The sequence below is a fragment of the Streptomyces sp. SM10 genome (assembly GCF_002910915.1).
Lineage (GTDB): Bacteria > Actinomycetota > Actinomycetes > Streptomycetales > Streptomycetaceae > Streptomyces.
Map to the genome: position 1 here is coordinate 21,281 of NZ_NEUF01000100.1, position 20,629 is coordinate 41,909.

Annotated in this window: 24 protein-coding genes; 10 read left to right on the forward strand and 14 right to left on the reverse strand. The window is 71.9% G+C overall.

Annotated elements, in window-relative coordinates:
• Window positions 1-28: 28 nt before the first annotated feature.
• Together B9S57_RS14810 and B9S57_RS14815 are read left to right on the forward strand one after the other, a co-directional pair.
• Complete coding sequence (locus B9S57_RS14810; RefSeq protein ID WP_103516036.1) at window positions 29-1,099, forward strand: C40 family peptidase; 1,071 nt, start codon at window positions 29-31, stop codon at window positions 1,097-1,099.
• Window positions 1,100-1,555: 456 nt separating this feature from the next.
• Window positions 1,556-2,905, forward strand: coding sequence for a PP2C family protein-serine/threonine phosphatase (locus B9S57_RS14815; protein WP_103516037.1), 1,350 nt, complete (start codon window positions 1,556-1,558; stop codon window positions 2,903-2,905).
• Here the strand turns inward: B9S57_RS14815 and B9S57_RS14820 are convergent.
• From B9S57_RS14820 to B9S57_RS14830, 3 genes are all read right to left on the reverse strand, one after another.
• A complete protein-coding gene (locus tag B9S57_RS14820; protein ID WP_103516120.1) occupies window positions 2,887-3,222 on the reverse strand; it encodes a DUF2516 family protein in 336 nt (111 codons plus the stop codon). The genes B9S57_RS14815 and B9S57_RS14820 overlap by 19 nt on opposite strands.
• A gap of 118 nt (window positions 3,223-3,340) precedes the next feature.
• The gene (locus B9S57_RS14825; protein WP_103516038.1) at window positions 3,341-3,982 is read right to left on the reverse strand and encodes a hypothetical protein; all 642 of its coding nucleotides are present in this window, start codon (window positions 3,980-3,982) and stop codon (window positions 3,341-3,343) included.
• 28 nt (window positions 3,983-4,010) lie between these two features.
• On the reverse strand, window positions 4,011-4,520 hold the full coding sequence (locus tag B9S57_RS14830) for a helix-turn-helix domain-containing protein (RefSeq protein ID WP_103516039.1): 510 nt from the start codon (window positions 4,518-4,520) through the stop codon (window positions 4,011-4,013).
• A gap of 201 nt (window positions 4,521-4,721) precedes the next feature.
• Between B9S57_RS14830 and B9S57_RS14835 the strand changes: the two genes are divergently transcribed.
• A complete protein-coding gene (locus B9S57_RS14835; RefSeq protein WP_103516040.1) occupies window positions 4,722-5,174 on the forward strand; it encodes a hypothetical protein in 453 nt (150 codons plus the stop codon).
• A 115-nt stretch (window positions 5,175-5,289) separates the two neighbouring features.
• A complete protein-coding gene (locus tag B9S57_RS14840; RefSeq protein WP_103516041.1) occupies window positions 5,290-5,961 on the forward strand; it encodes an SMI1/KNR4 family protein in 672 nt (223 codons plus the stop codon).
• A 231-nt stretch (window positions 5,962-6,192) separates the two neighbouring features.
• Here B9S57_RS14840 and B9S57_RS14845 read toward each other — a convergent pair whose 3' ends face one another.
• Window positions 6,193-7,218 (reverse strand): NADP-dependent oxidoreductase, encoded by a 1,026-nt coding sequence (locus tag B9S57_RS14845; protein ID WP_103516042.1) that lies wholly within the window; start codon window positions 7,216-7,218, stop codon window positions 6,193-6,195.
• Window positions 7,219-7,288: 70 nt separating this feature from the next.
• Between B9S57_RS14845 and B9S57_RS14850 the strand changes: the two genes are divergently transcribed.
• From B9S57_RS14850 to B9S57_RS14865, 4 genes are all read left to right on the forward strand, one after another.
• A complete protein-coding gene (locus B9S57_RS14850; protein WP_219818564.1) occupies window positions 7,289-8,365 on the forward strand; it encodes a GlxA family transcriptional regulator in 1,077 nt (358 codons plus the stop codon).
• A 69-nt stretch (window positions 8,366-8,434) separates the two neighbouring features.
• Entirely contained in the window at window positions 8,435-9,043 is a 609-nt protein-coding gene (locus tag B9S57_RS14855; RefSeq protein WP_103516043.1) for a hypothetical protein, read from the forward strand.
• A gap of 118 nt (window positions 9,044-9,161) precedes the next feature.
• A complete protein-coding gene (locus B9S57_RS14860; protein WP_103516044.1) occupies window positions 9,162-9,755 on the forward strand; it encodes a DinB family protein in 594 nt (197 codons plus the stop codon).
• 29 nt (window positions 9,756-9,784) lie between these two features.
• Window positions 9,785-10,408 (forward strand): HAD family hydrolase, encoded by a 624-nt coding sequence (locus B9S57_RS14865; protein WP_258036391.1) that lies wholly within the window; start codon window positions 9,785-9,787, stop codon window positions 10,406-10,408.
• Between the two features lie 82 nt (window positions 10,409-10,490).
• Here B9S57_RS14865 and B9S57_RS14870 read toward each other — a convergent pair whose 3' ends face one another.
• From B9S57_RS14870 to B9S57_RS14890, 5 genes are all read right to left on the reverse strand, one after another.
• A complete protein-coding gene (locus tag B9S57_RS14870) occupies window positions 10,491-11,135 on the reverse strand; it encodes a TetR/AcrR family transcriptional regulator (RefSeq protein WP_103516045.1) in 645 nt (214 codons plus the stop codon).
• Window positions 11,132-11,905 carry a TetR/AcrR family transcriptional regulator gene (locus B9S57_RS14875; protein WP_103516046.1) on the reverse strand — a complete coding sequence of 258 codons (774 nt, stop codon included), beginning with the start codon at window positions 11,903-11,905 and terminating at the stop codon, window positions 11,132-11,134. Before B9S57_RS14875 ends, B9S57_RS14870 begins: the two co-directional genes overlap by 4 nt.
• Before the next feature lie 196 nt (window positions 11,906-12,101).
• Window positions 12,102-13,220, reverse strand: a complete 1,119-nt coding sequence (locus B9S57_RS14880) for a phosphotransferase (RefSeq protein ID WP_103516047.1) — start codon at window positions 13,218-13,220, stop codon at window positions 12,102-12,104.
• 178 nt (window positions 13,221-13,398) lie between these two features.
• Window positions 13,399-14,100, reverse strand: coding sequence for an HAD family hydrolase (locus B9S57_RS14885; RefSeq protein ID WP_258036392.1), 702 nt, complete (start codon window positions 14,098-14,100; stop codon window positions 13,399-13,401).
• Window positions 14,101-14,219: 119 nt separating this feature from the next.
• The gene (locus B9S57_RS14890; RefSeq protein ID WP_103516048.1) at window positions 14,220-15,089 is read right to left on the reverse strand and encodes a winged helix-turn-helix domain-containing protein; all 870 of its coding nucleotides are present in this window, start codon (window positions 15,087-15,089) and stop codon (window positions 14,220-14,222) included.
• A 245-nt stretch (window positions 15,090-15,334) separates the two neighbouring features.
• On the opposite strand from B9S57_RS14890, the gene B9S57_RS34470 reads away from it, so the two are divergent.
• A complete protein-coding gene (locus tag B9S57_RS34470; RefSeq protein WP_181011346.1) occupies window positions 15,335-15,502 on the forward strand; it encodes a hypothetical protein in 168 nt (55 codons plus the stop codon).
• Window positions 15,503-15,512: 10 nt separating this feature from the next.
• Here B9S57_RS34470 and B9S57_RS14895 read toward each other — a convergent pair whose 3' ends face one another.
• The 3 genes from B9S57_RS14895 to B9S57_RS14905 all read right to left on the reverse strand — a co-directional run bounded on the left by B9S57_RS14895 (window position 15,513) and on the right by B9S57_RS14905 (window position 18,545).
• The gene (locus B9S57_RS14895) at window positions 15,513-16,769 is read right to left on the reverse strand and encodes a GNAT family N-acetyltransferase (RefSeq protein WP_103516049.1); all 1,257 of its coding nucleotides are present in this window, start codon (window positions 16,767-16,769) and stop codon (window positions 15,513-15,515) included.
• 75 nt (window positions 16,770-16,844) lie between these two features.
• Window positions 16,845-17,816, reverse strand: coding sequence for an asparaginase (locus B9S57_RS14900; RefSeq protein WP_103516050.1), 972 nt, complete (start codon window positions 17,814-17,816; stop codon window positions 16,845-16,847).
• A 51-nt stretch (window positions 17,817-17,867) separates the two neighbouring features.
• Entirely contained in the window at window positions 17,868-18,545 is a 678-nt protein-coding gene (locus B9S57_RS14905; protein WP_103516051.1) for an ABC transporter substrate-binding protein, read from the reverse strand.
• 115 nt (window positions 18,546-18,660) lie between these two features.
• Here B9S57_RS14905 and dtd point away from each other — a divergent pair, with 115 nt between their 5' ends.
• Window positions 18,661-19,110, forward strand: a complete 450-nt coding sequence (gene dtd, locus B9S57_RS14910) for a D-aminoacyl-tRNA deacylase (RefSeq protein ID WP_103516052.1) — start codon at window positions 18,661-18,663, stop codon at window positions 19,108-19,110.
• A gap of 40 nt (window positions 19,111-19,150) precedes the next feature.
• Here the strand turns inward: dtd and B9S57_RS14915 are convergent, their stop codons facing one another.
• Both B9S57_RS14915 and B9S57_RS14920 read right to left on the reverse strand, forming a co-directional pair.
• Window positions 19,151-20,116: a folate-binding protein YgfZ gene (locus B9S57_RS14915; RefSeq protein WP_103516053.1), complete on the reverse strand. Its 966-nt coding sequence runs from the start codon at window positions 20,114-20,116 to the stop codon at window positions 19,151-19,153.
• A 30-nt stretch (window positions 20,117-20,146) separates the two neighbouring features.
• Window positions 20,147-20,608 carry a Fur family transcriptional regulator gene (locus tag B9S57_RS14920; RefSeq protein WP_103516054.1) on the reverse strand — a complete coding sequence of 154 codons (462 nt, stop codon included), beginning with the start codon at window positions 20,606-20,608 and terminating at the stop codon, window positions 20,147-20,149.
• Between the last annotated feature and the right edge of the window lie 21 nt (window positions 20,609-20,629).

Sequence of the window (20,629 nt, forward strand, 5' to 3'; positions counted from 1 at the left end):
GGTTGCCTTTCGCCCGGAGGGGGAGCTTGTGAACCGACGCCACTGCGCCACTGCCGCGATCACTCTGGTCTGCGCACTGGCCCTGCTGACCGCACCGGTCCAGGCCATGGCCGCCCCGGTACCCGAGCCCGCCCCGACCGCCTCCGCCTCCGCCTCCACGGAGAAGAAGAGCCTCGAGGAGGTGCGCGACGAGATCGACACCCTCTACCGCAAGGCCGGGGCGGCGACCGACGCGTACAACCTCGCCGAGGAGAAGTCCGAGAAGCAGTCCGGGGAGATCGTCCGGCTGACCAAGTCGATCGCCGACGGCCAGGCGAAGATCGCCGAGCTGAAGGACAGGGCGGGTGCACAGGCCCGCGAGCAGTACCGCAGCGGCGGGCTCCCTCCGGGCGCGCAGCTGATGCTGAGCGGCAATCCGGATCTCTTCATGGACGGCGTCAACCAGGCCCGGCAGGGTCAGCAGGCCGCCAAGGGGATGCTCACGGAACTGGAGCAGGCCCAGGAGGACTTGGAGACGTACACCAAGGACGCGAGCCTCAACTGGGAGAAGATCGAGGCCAACCGCGTCAAGCAGGCCAAGGCCAAGAAGAGCATCGACGCGCAGATCGCTGCGGCGGAGAAACTCGAATCGCAGCTGGCGAAGGAGGAGCAGGCCAGGCTCCTCCAGCTGGAGAAGGACGCCGCGTCCACGGCGCAGGCCGCCTGGCTCTCCTCGGGCGCCCTCAAGGAGATCAACCGCGAGGCGAGCGCCGCGGGCAGGAAGGCGGTGGCGTTCGCCACCGCCCAGATAGGAAAGCCGTACGTCTGGGGGGCCGAGGGCCCCGGGTCGTACGACTGCTCGGGGCTGACCTCGCAGGCCTGGGCGGCGGCGAAGAAGCCGATCCCCCGCACGTCACAGGAGCAGTGGCGGCAGCTTCCCCACATCCCGATCCAGGACATGCGCCCCGGGGACCTGATCATCTACCACAGCGACGCCACCCACGTCGGGATGTACGTCGGCGACGGCTCGATCGTGCACGCCCCCCGGCCCGGACGGCACGTCACGCTCACCGGCGCGGGATCGATGCAGATCCTGGGCGTGGTCCGGCCGGACAAGTAAGCAGAGGGAGTTGCGCCGGCCGGCGCGTGACACATCACGGGTGACGGCGGCGTGTGACGGCCGCGCGTGACGCCTGACGGTCGGCGCGTACCCGGCGCTCGCATGACGAGGCGCGCATGACGGCGCCCACATGCCGGGGTACAGACGGCGGGCTGACCGTGACGGCGTCCACGACGGGGTGACCGTGACCCACGCCGCACCGCGCGCCCGGGGACGCGTCGGCACATGTGTGCGATGCGTGTCGGACGGGTGATGTTTGTCATGACCCCATGTCCGTTTCATGCGCGCCGATCACGCCGGATCCGTGGTGGGAAGCGGCTTATGGCCGCGCATATGACACAGGATGATCGCCGGGCACCATTCCGTTCCCCTGCCGTGGACCGCTATCGTCCCGTCGGCGGGTCGTCGATCGTCGTCCCGCCGCGCCCTCGGGGGGAGGGAAGGAAACCCGAACCGATGCCCGTACCCGTACCGCAGCAACGTGCCGTTCCCGCTGCGGAGACCACTCATGGCGCCGACCTCACACTCCTGGTGATCGAGGACGACCCTGCGGGCACCTTCGCCGTCCCCGAGCTGTCGTCCGCCGCGGGGGCGCGGGTCCGCGTCCGTACCGCGCGCAACCTCACCGAGGCGGGCCGGCTGCTCACCGACGACGTCGACTGCATCCTGCTCGACCTCGACCTCGAAGCGGCGTCCCTGCCCGCCGGTGCACGGGCCGACGGCCGTGACGACGGGACGGTGCGCCCGGACGAGCTCGCCGCGCTGAAGCACATCCTGCGCATCGCCCCGCGCCACGCCGTCCTCGCCCTGACGGCCGAGGACGACGCAGAGCGCGCCGCCGAGGCCGTACGCGTCGGCGCCCAGGACTACCTCTTCCGGGGCGAGCTCGACGGCCGCCTCCTCAGCCGCGCCATCCGGTACGCGGTGGAGCGCAAGCGCGCGGACACCGCCCAGCACCAGCTGACCGAGTCCCGGTTGCGCGCCCAGGAGAACGCCCGGCTGGAGCGCGGGCTGCTGCCCACCCCGCTCCTCGACGGCTCCGACCTCGCCTTCGCCGCCCACTACCGGCCTGGCCGTAGCCGCGCCCTGCTCGGCGGGGACTTCTACGACACGGTCCGCACGCCCGACGGCACGGTCCACGCGATGATCGGCGACGTCTGCGGGCACGGCCCGGACGAGGCGGCGCTCGGCGTCGAGCTGCGGATCGCCTGGCGGGCGCTCACGCTGGCCGGGCTCTGCGGCGACGCCCTGCTCTCCACACTGCAGCAGGTCCTGGAGCACGAACGGCAGAGCGAGGAGATCTTCGCGACGCTCTGCACCGTCGACATCGCACCCGACGGCCGCCGGGCCGGCCTGTGCATCGCGGGTCACCCCGCGCCGCTCATCGCCCGCCAGGGACGGGCCGCGCACCTGCTGCCCTACGAGGACGGCGGCCCGGCCCTCGGCCTGCTGCCGCACGCCCGGTGGCCGCGCCGGCAGGTCGAGCTGGGCGGTTCCTGGAGCCTGATGATGTACACCGACGGGCTCATCGAGGGGCGCGTCGGACAGGAGGGGACCCAGCGGCTGGGCCAGGACGGCATGGTCGCGATGGTCAACGGCCGCCTGGACCAGGGGCTCGGCGGCGAGGCGCTGCTGGAGGCCGCGGTCACCCAGGTGCAGGAGCTGAACGGCGGCGAGCTCACCGACGACGTGGCGGTCCTGCTGCTGGAGCGCGACGAGGCCCGGATACGACGAAGGGGCAGGAGCGCCTCGCGCTCCCGCCCCGGTGCCGCGTCGACCGCGGGCGCTCAGCGCCCGCCGTTGTAGGGGCCGTACGGTCCGTCGCTGCTGGAGCCTCCGCGACGGCCACCGCCGCCCGAGACGGCCTTGATCGCCGGCCGCACGTCCACCATGAAGACGATGGACGCGATCACGCCCGCGATCTGCAGGAACAGGATCGGGATGACGAGGTTCACGAAGACGGTGGCCCCGAGAATGATCAGCCAGAAGGACTTCTTCTGCTTGTCCGCGGCCCGATAGGCGTCCTCGCGCGCCGTCACGGCGAAGACCAGCGCGACCACGGCCAGGACGAGCATGGCCAGGTACAGCAGCTGGAGGATCGAGCCGAATGCTTCGAGCAACACGGTGAGCACCGCCTAGTCAGTGGATGAGCGCCTCGCGGCCAAGGTACCGGGACAACGACCCGGGCACCCCCAAAGGTGCCCGGGTCACCGTCCCGGTAATCCCGGGGACCGCTTCCGCCTACTTGGCGGAGGGCGGAGTCGTCTTCTTCGCCACGGGCTTGCGCACGGGCGCGGTCTTCTTCGCCGCGGGCGTCGCCTTGGACTCGGGGGCCTTCGGCGTGGGCTTCTTCGCGGCGGGAGCAACCGGCTTCACGGGAGCCGCCGGCTTCGCCACGGCGTCCGACTTCTGCTTCGGCACGGACTTCGGCTCGGCCTCGACGACGGCGGCGATCTCGACGATCTCCTCGGCCGTCTCACCGCGCCAGGTCCGCACGGTCAGCTCGCCGCGCTCGGCGACCTTCTCGTACGTCTCCCGGGCCCGGACCGCGTACTCGGCGGCCACACCCACGCTCCGCAGCGCCAGGTCCTGGGCGGACTCGCCCCACTTCTTCAGGTCGGTGTCCAGCGCTCCGAAGACCTCGGTCACCTTCGCCTGCACGGTGGCCTGGGCCTCCTTGGCCTGCGTGGTGACCCGCTCCTGCACCGCCTTCGGGTCGGTGTTGCGCACGGCCTCGATCCGCTCGGGCGCCTCGGCCCGCAGCTGGTCGATCAGAGCCGGGACCTTGCGCGCCTGCTCCACGGCGAGGTCGGCCGTGCCGGCGGCGAAGTAGAGGGGGGTGGGGTCGGTGAGGGTCTTACGCAGGTCATCGGTGATGGCCATGACTGTGGTCCTCCCGGATCATCAGAAGTCAGTTCGCTGGTGGGTCTGCATCACTGCCGCCGGCCGTGCGGGGGCCGCGGGCATCCGGACCGGCACCGTTCGCGTCACCGGCACCGCTTTCCGCGTCGGCATCGATTCTGCTCTCCGCACCGGCCGCGCCGTGGAACCCGGCGCCGGTGTCGGGCGCGACATCGAAACCGTTCTCGCGGCGGAAGGAGTCGTAGATCTGCAGCAGCACGTTCTTCTGCCGCTCGTTGATCGAGGGATCGGCCAATATGACCGCCCGCGTCTCCAGCTCCTCCCGCTCCCGCTCATCGAGGATCCCGGCCCGCACGTACAGCGTCTCGGCCGAGATCCGCAGGGCCTTGGCGACCTGCTGCAGCACCTCGGCGCTCGGCTTGCGCAGACCGCGTTCGATCTGGCTGAGATACGGATTGGACACCCCGGCGGCGTCGGCGAGCTGCCTCAGGGAGAGCTGCGCCGTACGGCGCTGCTCACGCAGGTACTCGCCGAGATTGCCGACGTTGAGTGATGCCATGCCTCGATACTGCCCACCGTTGCTAACTTTTGCAAGCGCCCGCTTGCAAAAGTGTTCCACCTCATCCGGGAGAATCGGTGTGACTCGCAGGGATATCTGTCACCAGCCCCTAAGAGCCAGCAACACGATCTTGTTGAGGTGCCCTGGTAGGCGTCTCCAGTGGGATGAATCGAGTGTTGGCGGTGTCGTTATGCTCAGGCCATGGTCATCAGGGGGAGAGGTAGGCGGTGGCTCGTCGTCGCATTGACCGCTTCGGCGGTCCTCACATCAGGGTGCGCGGCCCCGACCGACCCCGACGAGCTGCCCGGCGTATACCGCAGCGAAGAGACCGGCGGGGAGATCACGCTCGCTCCCGACGGGACGTTCACCGCCACAGACGTCTCGGCAGATGAAGCCAAGGGGAGCGGAGGCAACGACCCCCTCAACTTCAGTGGCACATGGGAGTTCGTTGACAGGGACTCGTCCAGCGACTTCGTCTACCTGGAAACCAAGGACGGCGGCCTCGACAAGATCGGAGACATCCAGCTCTACGTGAACTCCCGGTGGGCGGTCGGCGGCAAAGAGGTCCTCCCGAGAGGCCCGCTGTTGGTGCAGATCCAGCCCGATCCGGACGGACCACCGACCCTGGTGCTCACCAGGACTGCTACCCCGTAGATCCCGCGCGCCGAGTCCGGTCATCCACCACGAACAGCCCGATCGTCACACAACTCACGCCCCCACCAGCACCGTTCAACAAGATCGTGTCAGTGGCGCGACGTACGGTCCGCTCATGGACGATCAGTGGGCAGGGGTACGGGAACGCGTCGCGGCGTTGGGCACTCGGCCGGGGAGCAGTGAGGTGTTCGGGGCGCTCGGGCACCGGTGGGCCCTGGAGGAACCGCTCACCGAGGACGGGCTCGCCGAACTCGAAGGCCAGACAGGTGTGAAGCTGCCGGAGGACTACCGGACCTTCCTCCTCCGTGTCGCCGCGGGCGGCGCCGGACCGGCGTACGGCCTCTTTCCCGTGCGACGCGTACAGGGCCGGTGGCGCTGGGAAGGTGACGGAGCCGACCTGGCGGACCTGTCCATGCTCGCCGAGCCGTTCCCTGAGCGGGGCCCGGACCCCGAGATCCTCGACGAACTCCTCGCCCGACGCCCTGAGGAGGAGGACTTCGACGAGATCGAGGACTTCGACGACGCCTTCGAGGCGTGGGACGAGCGGTGGGGCGCCCTCGTGTTCGCTCCCGGACGCACCGCCGGCGCCCTCGTGATCTCTCACCTGGGCTGTGCGCTGCGGGAGTGGCTGATCATCAGCGGCACCCATCGCGGCACGATCTGGTCCGACGCCCGGGCGGACGACGTCGACCTCACACCGCGCCTCGACGACGAGGGGAGCCCCCTGACCTTCGCGCGCTGGTACACCGCCTGGCTGGAGCAGGCCGAGAACCCGACGCTGTCGTAGGGCGTCCCGGGAGCGGGGCAACGGCGCGCCGTCCCGGCAGCTGGTGTGCGCAGTCGATCGGCCGGTCCCGGAGCGCAGTTCCCGGTTCGGCCGAGGCGGTACCGGCCCGCTCCTCGCGAGGAGCCATCCTCCACCGACGAGCGCCGAACAGGGGTCCCCGTCCCGGCGGCCTTCACGCCGGTGACCCCGTCCGTCTCGTCTCGCCGTCACCGGCCCGCCCCACCGTTCGTCTCACCGCACGGTGAGGACCAGCTTGCCCGTGGTGCGGCCCGTCTCTCCCTGGGCGTGGGCACGGGCGCCCTCGGCGAGGGGGAAGGTGCCGGAGACGTGGGGGCGGAGGCTGCCCCGTTCGACCAGGTCGGCGATCGCCAGCATCCCTGCCCGGTCGTGCTCGACGAGCAGCACCTCGGCGCGGACCTGCGCCTTCTCGGCCGCGGCCCGGGTGTCCTCGGCGCCCGGGAGCAGGGAGACGAGCACGCCACCGGGACGGAGCACGCTCACGGAACGGGTGGCGGTCTCCCCGCCGAGGGTGTCGAGGACGACGTCGTAGGGCTCGTCGGTGTCGGTGAAGTCCTCGGAGCGGTAGTCGACGCAGGCGTCCGCGCCGAGCTCGCGCAGGAAGTCGTGCTTGGGGGCGCTCGCCGTCCCCGTGACGTGCGCGCCCCGCTCCTTGGCGATCTGTACGGCGAGGTGGCCGACTCCGCCGGCCGCCGCGTGGATCAGCACCCGCTGCCCGTCCCGGAGGCCCGCGGTCTCGACGAGCACCTGCCACGCGGTGAGCGCGGCCAGCGGCAGGGCGGCCGCCTGGACGTGGTCGATCCCGGCCGGCTTGGCGGCGAAGGCACGGGTGGGGCCGGTGACGTACTCGGCGTGGGAGCCCGCCCCGTACGGGTAGGGCAGCATCCCGAAGACCTCGTCACCGGGCTGGAAGAGGGTGACGCCGTAGCCGGTCTCCACCACGGTGCCGGAGACGTCCCAGCCGAGGGTCAGCGGCGGGGGCGGCAGGAAGAGGCCCATGGCGCGGTGCTTGAAGTCCGTGGGGTTGAGTCCGGCCGCGTGCACGGCTACGAGGATCTCCCCGGGGCCGGGCGCGGGCCGCGGGAGCTCGGTCAGCCGCAGCACCTCGGGGCCGCCGAGGGCCGTCTGGTGCAGGGCGAGCATCGTGGGAGCGCCGCCCGGGGCGGCCGGGTCCGGGGACGCCGTGGTGACGGCCGGGTCGGAGGAGCTGTGGTCTGCGGGGGTGTCGTTCGTGGTCATGCCCCGATCCTCGCCGTACGGTCAGGCCCGTGGCGATGGCAAGAAGGTCATCATCCGATACATTTGTGCCATGCCTGTCGCTTCTGCCACCCACAGCGTTCCCGGCGCCCGCCCCGCGTCCGCGGCGCCCTCCCGGTCCCGTGAGCTCGCCGAGCGGGGGGCCGAGCTGGACCGGCTGATGCGCCCGGACCCGCTGCCCGGCGCGCACAAGGCCGTCGTCCTCGCCCTCGACGGGGTCTACCCCTTCGAACTGGGCATCCCGCACCGGGTCCTGGGTTCCGCCGACGGCCGCTACGAGGTGCTGTCCGCGAGCGTGGACGGGCAGCCCGTGCGGACCGACTCGGACCTGACCGTCACCCCCGCGCACGGCCCCGAGGTGCTGGCGGAGGCGGACACCGTGGTCATCCCTCCGTACTCGGTCTCCCGGGCCTCGGCCGCCCCGGACCCGAAGGCGCTCGCCGCCCTGGCCCTCGTCCGCCCCGGCACCCGCCTGGTGTCGATCTGCACCGGCGCCTTCCTGCTCGCCGCCGCCGGCCTCCTGGACGGGCGCCGGGCCACCACCCACTGGGCGCTCTCCGATCACTTCCGGGAGATGTTCCCCCGGGTCGAGCTCGACGCCGGCGTGCTCTTCGTCGACCACGGTGACGTGCTGACCTCAGCGGGGGCGGCGAGCGGCGTCGACGTCTGCCTGCACCTGGTGCGTCAGGACCACGGCAGCGAGGTGGCCAACCAGGTCGCCCGGCGCTGCGTCGTGCCGCCGTACCGGGACGGAGGCCAGGCGCAGTACATCGAACGGCCGCTGCCCCCGGCGGGCGGGACCGGCACCGGGCCGACCCGTGACTGGGCGCTGCAGCGCCTGGCGGGGCCTCTGGCACTGGACGAACTCGCGGCGCACGCGGCGATGAGCCCCCGCACCTTCGCCCGGCGCTTCCGGGAGGAGACCGGGCTGAGCCCCGGCCGATGGCTGACCCAGCAGCGGCTGCGGCAGGCCCGGCACCTGCTGGAGTCCAGCGATCTGCCGGTCGAGCGCGTCGCCCACGAGGTCGGCTTCGCCACGGCCACCTCGCTACGGCGGCACCTGGCCGCTGAGGCGGGGGTCGCCCCGTCGGCGTACCGGCGCACCTTCCGCGCCGCCGAAAGCGCCTGAGCCGCTCCCCCGGCCGACAGGCGGGCGGTGCCCCGCCCGCCTGTCGGGCCTGCTGAGAGACTTCGGGCCATGACCTCGACCGATGACGACGTGCGTACGTCGTGGGAACGCATCGACGCCTGGTGCGGGATTCACCTCCGGGCCGCGCCCGTGCGGGCCGCCGCGCACGGAAGCGGGCTCCGCGCGATGGAGGCGGAACTCGCCACGGCGCTCCCCTCACAGGTGCACGACTGGTGGGCTCTGGAGCGGGTCCGCGCCGATCACTGGATCCCGGGAGCGTTCGCACCGGTGGATCTGGACGAGGCGCTGGAGACGCGAGCGATCTGGCTGGAGGTCGCGGAGGAGGAAGGCCCCTCCGTCGATGCGAACGGCGTACCGGAGCCTCGGTTCCTGCCTTCGTTCCTGCCGCTCGCCCTGGACCCCGGCGGTGACGGGCTCGTCGTCGACGTGCGGCCCGGTGCCTCCTGCGGCGAGGTCCTCGTGTGGGACCACGAGACGTGGGCGCTCGGGGTTCCGCTGTGGAGTTCGGTCGCCGCGATGCTCCAGGACATCGCCACGGCTCTCGAGTCGGGGACGCCCGCCCTGCTCGGGCATGCCGCCCTGGGCGGCAGCGAGAAGGCGTGCGTCGCGGTCGTGGACGACGCCGGCGATCCGGCCTGGGAGCCGGCGGAGCACTGACACGCGTGGAGGACCCGCGCGGGAGGACGGTCCCACGTGGGGCCGGCCGCTGGTGCCGGTACGTACCGGCGGGTGGAAGCCGGGTGACCGGGGCCGCGCCACGGGCAGACTTGCCCCCATGACCTCTCCCAGCGCCAAGACCGACCTCCACTTCTACCTGCAGTCGGCCCGCGACGCCCTGCTGTGGAAGCTCGAAGGCCTCTCGGAGTACGACGTCCGACGCCCGCTCACCCCGACCGGCACGAACCTCCTGGGCATGGTCAAGCACGTCGCGAGCGTGGAGCTCGGCTACCTCGGCGACACCTTCGCCCGGCCGTCGGGCGAGCCCCTGCCCTGGGTCGAGGCGGACGCGGAGTCCAACGCGGACATGTGGGCCACCGCTGAGGAGTCGCGGGAGCAGATCGTGGGGCTCTACCACCGGGCCTGGGCCCACGCGGACGCGACGATCGAAGCGCTGCCGCTGGACACCGTCGGCAGGGTGCCGTGGTGGCCGGGCCACCGGGCCGAGGTGACGCTGCACCATGCCGTGGTACGCGTGATCGCCGACACGCACCGGCACGCCGGGCACGCCGACATCCTCCGCGAACTCATCGACGGGGCCGTGGGAATGAGCCAGGGCAACGACAGCGTCCCGCCGGGCGACGCGGCGTACTGGGAGAAGCACCGGAGCCGTCTGGAGAGCGTGGCCCGCGAAGCGGGACGGAATGCGTGACGCGGACGGGAGGGAGGCGCGGCCGCGCAGTGACCCATGACCTGCCCTACGCCGCCGTGCTGTGCGACCTGGACAACGTCGTCCGCTTCTACGACCTGACGCACCTGGCCGCGCTGGAACGGGCCGCCGGTCTGCCCGAAGGCACCACGCAGGACATCGCCTACGCCCCCGAGGTCGACCTCCCGCTCCTCCTCGGCCGGATCACCCTGGAGGCGTGGATCGAGGCCGTCGCGCTCGGTCTCGCCGACCGGGTCGGCACGGCGAAGGGGCGGGAGCTGGGCCGGGCACTCGCGGAAGCGCCCTTCCGGGCGGACGCGGCGGTGGTGGCGATGCTGCGGCGCGTGAGAGCCCGGGTGCCGCTGGTGCTCATCACCAATGCCACGCCCCGCCTGGACGAGGACCTCGCCGCCCTGGGACTCACCGGCCTGGCCCACCGTGTCGTCAGCAGCGCCGTCGAGGGCTTCGCGAAGCCGGACCCCGCCCTCTACCGGATCGCCGCCGCGCGAGCCGGGGTGCCGATGGACCGGTGCCTGTTCGTGGACGACAGCCGGGAGAACGTCGACGCGGCGGTCGCCCTCGGTATGACAGGTGTGCATTTCCGCGAACCGGCCGACCTCCACGAGCCGTTCGGCCTCGGCCCGGCAGAGGTGTGAACCAGGGGATGCCCACCCAACCGAGGAGAGGCGCACCCCCGAGGTGAGCCAGGGCGCTCCCGCCCGAGCACCCTCCGCCCGCTCACCGAGGGGCGTCCGCGGAATCCGCGACGGCCAGGCCCTCCTTCAGCTGGGCGAAGGCCAGCCCGGCCGCTTCCACCGCGTCCCCCCGCACCCCATCGGCGCTCTCCCCCGCGTCCATCCGCCGCCAGTTCTCCTCGGCGAGGATGCGCAGCACGGCGACGATCTGACCGGCCGCGAGCCGTGCTGCCACCGGGGTGGCGGGGTCCAGGGCGCGGGCGAGTGCCGCTTCGGAGCGGCCCTGGTAGGCGTAGAGGCGGGCGACGAGCGACGGGGTCCCGTAGAGCAGCCGGTGGAAGGCCAGCACGTCCGGGTGGTCGCAGAGCCCGGTCACCGGGTCGTGCCGGTCCAGGCCGTCCAGGAAGTGGAGGCGCAGCGCCTCCAGGGGCGAGACTCCCTCCGGCCGGCCGGAGACGACGCGGGCGGCTTCGTCCTCGTGGTCGGCGAACCGGTGCAGGACCAGGTCCTCCTTGGCCGGGAAGTACCGGAACAGCGTGGGCTTCGAGATGTCGGCCGCCGCCGCGACCTCGGCCACCGAGACCTTGTCGAAGCCCCGTTCCAGGAACATCGAGATCGCGGCTTCGGAGACCGCCTGGTAGGTCAGCTGCTTCTTGCGCTCGCGCAGGCCCGTCCTCGCCTCGCTCATACCGGGCCGCCCTTCCTGACGAGCACCTCGACGCCGTCGAGCACCCGCTCCAGGCCGAACACGAACGCGTGGTCGGCATCGTCCGGTTCGCTCATGACCCCGGTGGCCAGCAGCCTGGACAGCGCCGGATGCCGGACGGGGTCGGCGAGCTGTTTCACCGTCCGCTCCCACTGCGCCATCACCGCCCGGGGCGGAACGCCCTTGGCCTCGACGGCGGCGGCGAGGTCGCTCATCAGCACGGCCTCGTTCCGCACGAAGCCGGAGACGAGGAGGATGACGGAGATCTTGTCGCCCTCGCCCAGCCCGCTGCCCTCCAGGGCCTGGAGTCCCTGTTCCCACCAGGCGACCGAGTGAGGGCTGGCCGGAGGGCCCGCGATCGGGATCCGCAGGGACCACAGGTTGCGGTGGAACATCCGGCGCTGGGCCCATGCCCACTGGCTGAGCGCCTCCCGCCAGCCGGCGCCGTCCTCCAGCGCGGGCAGCGGCGCGGGGGCGCCCATGGCGGCCTCCTGCATGAGGACGTAGAGCTCCTCCTTGGCGGAGACGTAGCGGTAGAGCGACATCGTGGAGGCGCCGAGCTCCTTGGCGACCCGGCCCATCGAGACGGCCGCGATCCCGTCCGACGCGGCGACCGCCACGGCGGCGGCGACGATGCGGTCCAGTGTCAGGCCGGGTTTCGGGCCCTTGACCGGACGGTCGCGCAGTCCCCACGCGGCCTCGATGCTGGCCGGGAGTCCCGTACCGCCCGACGCGCTGCTGTTCTCCGTCACCCGAAGCCGCCTCTCCCTGCTGATGGCTTGCCACCATCCTAGATTTGCGCAATGCCTACACAGTGACGCGTATACCACACGCAGAAGAGAGGGCGTGATGAGCGGGACCACCACGAGCGACGTCGTGATCGAGGCGCACGGCCTGACCAGGTCCGTCGTTGCCCTGCTGCTGGCGGTGGGGCTTTCGGGGTGCTGTTCAGGGTGCGGACGCGGTGACGCGTGCGCGCGCCCTGAACCATCCCGCGTAGGCGCTCGACACCTGCCGGAGCGTGGGAGCGTCCGGCATCCCCCGCACCTCGTGCGCGGCGGCCAGCGCCGCCTGGACCCGCCGGGCCACCCGGGGAAGAGCACGCCAGTTCAGTGTGGCTCCGGGCAGCTCCAGCGCCAGAGCGCCCCGGATGACATCCGTGTACACGGACTGCGCCCGCTTGTAGGCGAGGATCACGGGCAGGTCCTGGCGCCAGCCGAGGGTGGCGCCAGGACGGGCCCCTTCCACCGCCGACCGCCAGATGCGGCAGATCCGCTCCTGCTCCCGCTCGGGGTAGCGCATCAGGTGCAGATGCGTCGCCAGGTCGTAGAGCGGATCCCCGAGCAGGGCGAGCTCCCAGTCGATGGTCCAGAGGTCACCGAGGCGGTCGACGATGAAGTTCTTCCGGTGCAGATCGCCGTGGACCAGGGTGAACGGGCGCGGCCCCAGCCGCTCCGCCCGCCGCGCCAGGCCCTCCATCGCGGTGTCGCCCACGCCCAGCCGCTCGAACAGGCCGTGATACGGGGCGCCGTGCTCCTGGTAGACGCGTTGGTGCGTGAACCGGATCAGCCGGGCCAGGAATCCCGCGCTGTCACCGTCCTCGGTGCGGTCCTCAGGGAGACAGATCCGCTCGACGTCGATCGCATCGGTCTTGATGGCGGCCATCTCGCCGAAAAGTTGGCCGAGCTGGTCGCCGTGCCGGGGTGAGAGCGGCCGACTGGGCAGCACGCCCCGGCCCAGCGTCCGCCCTTCGACGAAGCCCTGCAGCCGGACGCCAGGGGCGACTTCGATGATCTCCGGGACTCTGTTCACCCGCCCGCGCAGAGCCGCCAGCAGCAGCTCCTCGGAGCTGAAGCACCGGCGGTCGTACCAGAACAGGCCGGGTCGCGGCTCCCGCACCTTGCCCCGCGCCGACACGGCACCCAGACCGTTCGCCGCCGGAAGCGGAATGACATAGGTCTCGTTGTGGTGCCCCCGCAACGGGCCTTCGATCGCCCGATCGCCGTAATCCAGTCCGGCTGTCGCCGCCGCCCCCCGGCGAACCTCGGACTGTACGTCAACTGTCATCAGCGGCGGCCTCATGGATGCGGAACTCAGGAACTGACGAGGAAGATACCTCGCTGATCGCCCGGAACCCCGGAACTTGACCTCCTCGTCACAGGCCCGTTCCAGACGGGCCGCCACCCTCCCCCCGGAGGTCGAACGCCGGGTCGATCAGGACCGTTCCGCATCGAACGCGGCCGTCTCACCGAGCGAGGAGCACGGCGAACGTACTGACGCTCACATCCGTCCCGGCGTTGTGGAGTTCCTCGTGCTTCCTGGCATTCTCCGCGTATCCGAGGAAGGCCACCCCCGCCTTGCCCGCCGCCAGCCGGTCGGCGGCCGAGTCCCCGATCATGAGCGCGCCCGCGGCCGAGGCACCGGTCGACCCCAGCGCCCGGTGCAGGCAGTCCGGATCCGGCTTGAGCCGCGCGGGGTCCGCCGTACGCCCGTGTATGTGCCCGTCGAAGGACGCGACGAGGCCCTCGCGGGCGAGATACGCCTCCACCGCACGACGGGAGTTGTTGGTCGTGACCGCCAGACGCGTGCCCGCCGCCCCCAAGGTCCGCACGAGCTCGGCGGCACCCGTGGTGGGTACGGCATCTCCCGCGGCCAGGGCCTCCTCCTCGGCCGTCAGCAGGTCGTCCAGCGCGGTGAGCAGCGCCTGGTCGTCCGGGAACAGCTTCGACGCCTCCACGAGCACACCCAGCGGATCACCTCGCTCCACCGAGGCGGCCACCGACGCGGGATCGTGGCCGAAGCCGGCCAGCCGCCGGGACAGCCGTTGCGCGACCTCCACACCCCTCCGGCCGGGGAACAGCCTGCACAGCGGACCGTCGAAGTCGAAGAGCACACACGTGGCGGCCATGAGCAGGGCATACGGGTCGGTCACGTGCGGTCGGGTCACGACGCTCCGTCCGTGGGGGGACAGCAGGCAGGACAAGGGGGCACGCACGGAAGCGCGCGTCCACCCCCTCATAGTGCCCGTGTCCCCCACGGGCGCATTCAGGGAACCGGGCTCCCGCGTCACCTGTCCAGGTGCAGTTCCGTCGCCACGGTGTTCCACAGCCCGTCGAACCACCCCGCCGACTCCTCGACGTAGGCCTCGTCGCGCACTCCACCCGCGCCGGTGAAGGGGAAGAGGGTCGAGTCACTCCCCAGCACGTCGAACAGCTCCACCGCCTGGCCGTTGATCTGCTCCTGACGCCGTGTGACCGTGTAGTAGGCGAAGAGCACCTCCGCCTCGTTCAGCAGGTAGATCTTCACGGGGGGCGTGAAGGGCAGGGCCCTGAAGGTCACTTCGACGTCGAGATCACGCGTGCTCCGCAGGGCCAGCAGGTTGTGCCGCAGAGCCGCACCCTGGACGTTGCGCAGATCCAGCCAGCGCTCATGGACCTGCCGCACGTCACCGGCCTCGTCCGCCGGCCGGGGAAAGGCCAGCTCGAGATGGCGGCCGGGCAGCAGGATGCGCACCTTGACCGAGCGCGGGGCGAGACGGCCGGACCGTATCCGCTGCAGGGGCTCGGCCAGCGCCAGCGCCAGGGACTCCGCCGTCAGGCAGAGCGCGTCGATGCGCACGTCCGGCGCGTCGAACGCCGCGAGAATACGCGGCCCCAGACCTGCCGCCGTCTGCTGCGGCTCCTCGCTCTCCCGCTCACCGACGAGCGGGAGCGGACCCGCCACACGCGCCGGGGCCCCCCTGGTCACGCCGGTGAGCAGGCCCTCCGCCTTGAGATCGTCCAGCGCGCGCCGTACCGCGCCGCGCCCCAGGCCGAACTCCCGGACGAGTTCGGCCTGGGTCGGCATGTGGTCACCGGCCCGCAGTTCGCCGTTACGGATACGCGTGCGCAGGATGCCGGCCACCTGTTCGGAGGAGAGGCTTCCGGCGTCATTCATCGCTGTGCGCTCAGGGGTCACAACAGAACGCTACAACTTCCTGCCATCTAACGGAACCTGTAGCAGAGTTGGTTACGAACTCTCGTCAAGAGGGGACACTCACAAGGGAGTTGGTAACCAACTCGACCAACTCACCTTGAAGGTACGTCAGTTCATCGCTGCCCCGTCCAACGCCGTACGGGTACAGCTCGCGCATCGGCCGCTTCCCGGAGCCCTGGCTCCCCGCCTCCTCAGGAGGGACCGCCATGCCATTCGTCATCTTCGTCGTCGAGCGGTACCTGGAATGGAAATTCGGCGTCATGAGCACCTTCGCCGCCTCGCTGCTGGTAGGAGGCCTGAAGTCCGGCAGTGAGCAGTGCACCACCGCCGGAGCGGTGCTCCTCGTCGTCCTCGTGGTGGGCACCGCTCTCTGACATCCGCCCGTCAGAACACATCCGGGCACCACGCCCGCCGTGGGGCCCGGAACAGCGCGTCCGCCGAGGCCGCCGCGCCCGCCCGGTGTTCGTCGAGGCGCCCCAGCGCGGCCAGCCGCACCGGGGACTCGTCGCCCAGGTAGAGCGTCCCCAGCTCCGCCACGTCCAGCGTCAGGTCGGCGTCCCGGGTCGTGGGGGTACAGGACGCCCCGGACGGCGACACGTCCAGCAGGAAGCGGCCGCCCGCCGGTCCTGAGGCGTCGCGGACCTCCAGGACCAGGGCCCCTTCGGTCGCGTACGTACGCGCCTCCAGGGCGCGCGGTACGTCCAGGACCCTCAGCCACAGCCAGTCCGCCTGGGTCACGACCCGGGCGGCGCGGGGGTCGGGGAGCAGGAGGGGGAGCAGGTCGTCGGGGGCCCGGTAGCCCGTACGGACCGTGGTGATCCAGTCGATGGAGCAGACGAACCCCCACAGCGCCCGCTCCGCCGCCGGGGTCACGGCGATCATGCCGGCCACCGTCGCCTTGTTGAGCGGCTGCTTCCCGTCGCCCCAGCGGTCGTCGGCGCGGTAGGTGATCAGCCCGTCCGTCTCCCCGTCCGCCGACCGGTACACCGCGTGGAACGGCTCAGTCCACGTCTCGTGCACCGGGACGTCCACGCCCGTGCTCCGCTGCCACCAGCGCTCGTCCCGGGAGACCACGCCCTGCTGCCGGGCCGCGAGGCGGCCGTGGAGTTCGGGGCCCAGCTTGCGCACGTCCGCGCCCTCGACCAGCTCGATCCGGCCGCCGTCCGCCTCGGAGACGACGGGCCGGCGCGGGTCGAGGCCGGCCCGGGGCACGTCGATCTCCCACTCCGCGGTCCAGGTGGCCGGGCCGAACCCGTACCGCCCGTAGATCGGGTACTCGGCGGCGATCAGCGAGGCGACCACGTCGCCGCGCTCCTTCGCCGCTGCCAGGTCCTTCGCCATCATCCTGCTGAGGAGCCCACGGCGGCGGTGCGTGGGCGTCACCGTCACGGCCGTGATCGCGTCGGCCGGGACCTTCGCGCCGCCCACCACGGTCAGCTCCTGAGCGAAGGACCGGAAGGTGGCGACGCAGCGACCGGCGTCGAAGACACCCTGGACGCGGGCGAGATCGGCGTGGGCCAGGCGCACCGCGATCTCCTCCTCCGGCACCGGTGCCGACGACGTCCGGAGGAATCCGGTGCCCACGGCGCGCAGCCAGTCCGGGAATTCGGCGGAGGAGACGGCACGTGGATCAAGGCTCATGCTGCCCACGTTAGGCACAGAACGTCCCCGGTGTCGCACGCTTTTCGGGCCCGTCCGGGCGCCGGGCGCCACCCCTCAGAACGCCGCCCGGATCTCACCCACCTGCTCCGCCCCGCCCAGCAGCGGGGCCTGCCCGATGCGGGTCACGACGGGGGCGTCGACACCCAGCAGTTCGAGGGAGCGGGCCAGCACCGGGCCCAGCGCTCGGGTGGAGCCGTCGTCGATCTTGAAGGCCAGGGCCCTGCCGTCCGGGAGCGCCAGCGCCTGGACCGCCTCGGCACCCATCTTGGAGAGCGTGCCCGGCACCTCCCGCATCAGCCAGGTGTCCGGCCGCCGCGTGCCCGCGACGTATTCGGGGTGCGCCCGCATCGCGTCCGCGACCCGGCGCTCCGCCGTGCCGGGCTCCGCCAGCACGAAGGCGCGGAACGCACGGGCCAGGCCCACCAGGCCGATCGCCATCAGCGGGGCCCCGCAGCCGTCCGTGCCGATCGCCGCGACGGGCTCGCCGGCCGCCTCCGCGACGACCTCGCCGACCAGCCGCTGGAGCGGGTGGGCGGGGTCGAGATAGGTGGCCGTGTCCCAGCCGTTGCGTACGCAGACGGCGAGCATCGCCGCGTGCTTGCCTGAGCAGTTCATCGTGAGCGGTTCCCGCACGCGCCCCGCCGCGAGGTACGCCTCCGCCTCGACGGCGTCCAGCGGCAGATCGGGCGGGGTCTGCAGATCGTCCGGCTTCAGGCCGTGCTCGGCGAGCATCGTGCGCACCAGGTCGAGGTGGAAGTCCTCACCGGAGTGGCTCGCGGCGGCCAGCGCCAGCCGTTCCCCCGAGAGGTCCAGCCCGGCCCGGAGGATCGCGGCGGCCTGCATCGGCTTGTTGGACGAGCGCGGGAAGACGGGGTCCGCCGGGTCGCCGAGCGCGAGCTCCACGCTGCCGTCGGCGGCCAGGACGACCAGCGACCCCCTGTGGTGGCCCTCGGTGAAACCGGACCGTACGACCTCGGCCAGGACCGGGAGCACGGGGGACGCGGAGGTGGATATGGAGGACGTCATAGGCGGGTGGCCTTCCGGGGACGGGCGTGACCCGCCCCCGGAAGGGTCGCTTCAGGCGAGCAGGTCCTCTACTTGTGCTTCCCCGTCACGGTACCTGCGGGCGATCTCCGCGCTGCAATCGTCCACGGTCCGCTGGAGCCGGTGGCGGCGCCGTGACACCTGCCGCTCGTAGCGGACGAGCCGTCCCATCGCGGTGAGGAGCTCTTCGTCCGTCCGGGCGTCGAGATCGGAGAGCTCGACCTCGGCGAGGGTGTCCGCCGCCAGCTGCCGGTACTCGTCGCTGCGCGGCGTGGTGAGGGTGACGTGCCGCGCGGAGGACCGGTGGACGGACGGGGTGTCGGCGAGGATCTCCGAGAGCCGGTCCACCACCGGCGACTCGGGGTCCACCCGGCGGGCGAGCTCGGCCCGCAGGATGTCGATCCGGCCCTGGACCAGACGGCGTACGTAACTGAGGTCCGCCTCGTCGCGCTGGGCGTCACGGCGCAGGGTGCGCAGCTCCGGAAGGCGCAGCCCGCCGAATTCGGGCTGCGGGCGTACGGAGGCCAAGCCCTCCACCGCACCCGCACCGGCCTGTCCGGGCACGGACACCGCTCCGGGCAGGTGCTCGGGTGGCGCGGTGGGCAGCTGGCCGGACGCAGCGACGGTCCGCTGCACCGGCGGCCGCAGGCCGGCGGCCGTACGTGTCACTGGTACGGCACCGGGTGATGGCCCGGTTCCATGTGTCGTCATGATGTTCCGTCCCCTCGACCGGTGCGTCGGCACACCGACATCGTGCATGGTGCCACTACGCACGGTGTTCACGCAGGTGCTCTGTACCCGTTCAGCCCAAGATAGGTTGGTCTGTATGCGTGCAGTGATACAGAGGGTGGACGGTGCGAGCGTCGCCGTGGCGGGCGTCACGGACGATCCGTCGGGGACCGGAACGGTCGGCGAGATCACCGGCGAAGGACTGTGTGTGCTGGTGGGGGTCACTCACGGCGACACCGCGGAGAAGGCGGCACAGCTCGCCCGCAAGGTGTGGACCCTGCGGATCCTGGAGGGCGAGAAGTCCTGCTCGGACGCGAATGCACCGCTTTTGGTCATTTCTCAGTTCACCCTCTACGGGGACGCCAGGAAGGGCCGCAGGCCCACCTGGAACGCCGCCGCACCGGGCGAGGTCGCCGAACCGCTGGTCGACGAGGTCGTGGCGCAGCTGCGCGCGCTCGGCGCGCAGGTGGAGACGGGCCGGTTCGGGGCGGACATGCGGGTCTCGCTCACGAACCACGGCCCGTTCACCGTACTGATCGACGTATAGCGGCGCGGCCGTCCCGACTGGACGGCCGCGCGTAGTCGCTCTACGGCTCGACGACCGTCTCCTGGGCCGCTGCGGTGTCACCCGCGATCAGTTCCGCGTCCACGGCCACGTTCCGCTTCACCAGCGCCAGGGCGATCGGGCCGAGCTCGTGGTGGCGGGCCGAGGTGGTGACGAAGCCGAGCTGGCGGCCCTCCTGGCCGTCGGCCGCCAGCCGGACCGGCGTGCCGTGGCCGGGCAGGTGCACCTCGCTGCCGTCGAGGTGCAGGAAGACCAGGCGGCGCGGCGGTTTCCCCAGGTTGTGGACACGGGCGACCGTCTCCTGGCCCCGGTAGCAGCCCTTCTGGAGGTGCACCGCGCTGCCGATCCAGCCCAGCTCGTGCGGGATCGTGCGGTGGTCGGTCTCGAATCCCAGGCGCGGCCGGTGCGCCTCGACCCGCAGCGCCTCGTAGGCGAGGATCCCGGCCACGGGGCCGTGGGCGGCCGCGTACGCCTCCAGGTCGGCCCGGGGCAGGAAGAGGTCACGGCCGTGCGGCGTCTCGCGTACGGCGACACCGTCCGGGACCTCGGCGATGGAGCCGGCGGGCAGGTGCACGACGGCGAAGTCCTCGGTGCGGTCGGCGACCTCGACCCGGTAGAAGAACTTCATCGACTCCAGGTAGGCGACCAGCTCGCCCCGGGTCTCCGGCTCGGCGTGCATCCACACCGTCGTGCCGTCGTCGACGAGGTACAGGGCGTGCTCGATGTGCCCGTTGGCGGAGAGGATCAGCGCCTCCGTCGCCTGGTGCGGCGCGAGGTCGCTGACGTGCTGGGTGAGCAGCAGGTGCAGCCAGGCCAGCCGGTCGCCGCCGGTGACGGTGACGACGCCGCGGTGCGAGAGGTCGACGAGGCCGCTGCCGTCGGCGAGTGCGCGTTGCTCAGGGAACAGGTCGCCGTAGTGCGCGGCGACGCCTTCGTCGCGCCCCTCGGCGGGGACGGCGCCGGGCAGGGACAGCAGGGGGCTCTTCATGCGACCAGCGTACGACTCGTCCGGCTCGGACTACCGCCCGCTGCCGGCTCCTTCCGGCTCCTCGGCCTGCGCGGCCTTCGCCGTGCAGGCGGCGCAGCGCCCGAAGATCGCGAAGTGCTTCATGTCGGTCTCGAAGCCGAAGGTGTCCCGCAGCTTCGCCGTGAAGTCGGCGACGACGTCGACGTCGGCCTCGATGACGTCCGCGCAGTCCCGGCAGACGAGGTGGATGTGGTGGTGCCGGTCCGCCAGGTGGTACGTCGGGGCGCCGTGCCCGAGGTGGGCGTGGCTGACCAGCCCGAGCTCCTCCAGGAGCTCCAGGGTCCGGTAGACGGTGGAGATGTTCACGCCCGACGCCGTCCTGCGCACCTCGCAGAGGATGTCGTCGGGGGTCGCGTGCTCCAGGGTGTCGACGGCCTCCAGGACGAGCTGGCGCTGGGGCGTCAGCCGGTAGCCACGCTGCCGAAGATCGGTCTTCCAGTCGGTGCTCACCACAGCCCCAGTGTAGGGCGGGGC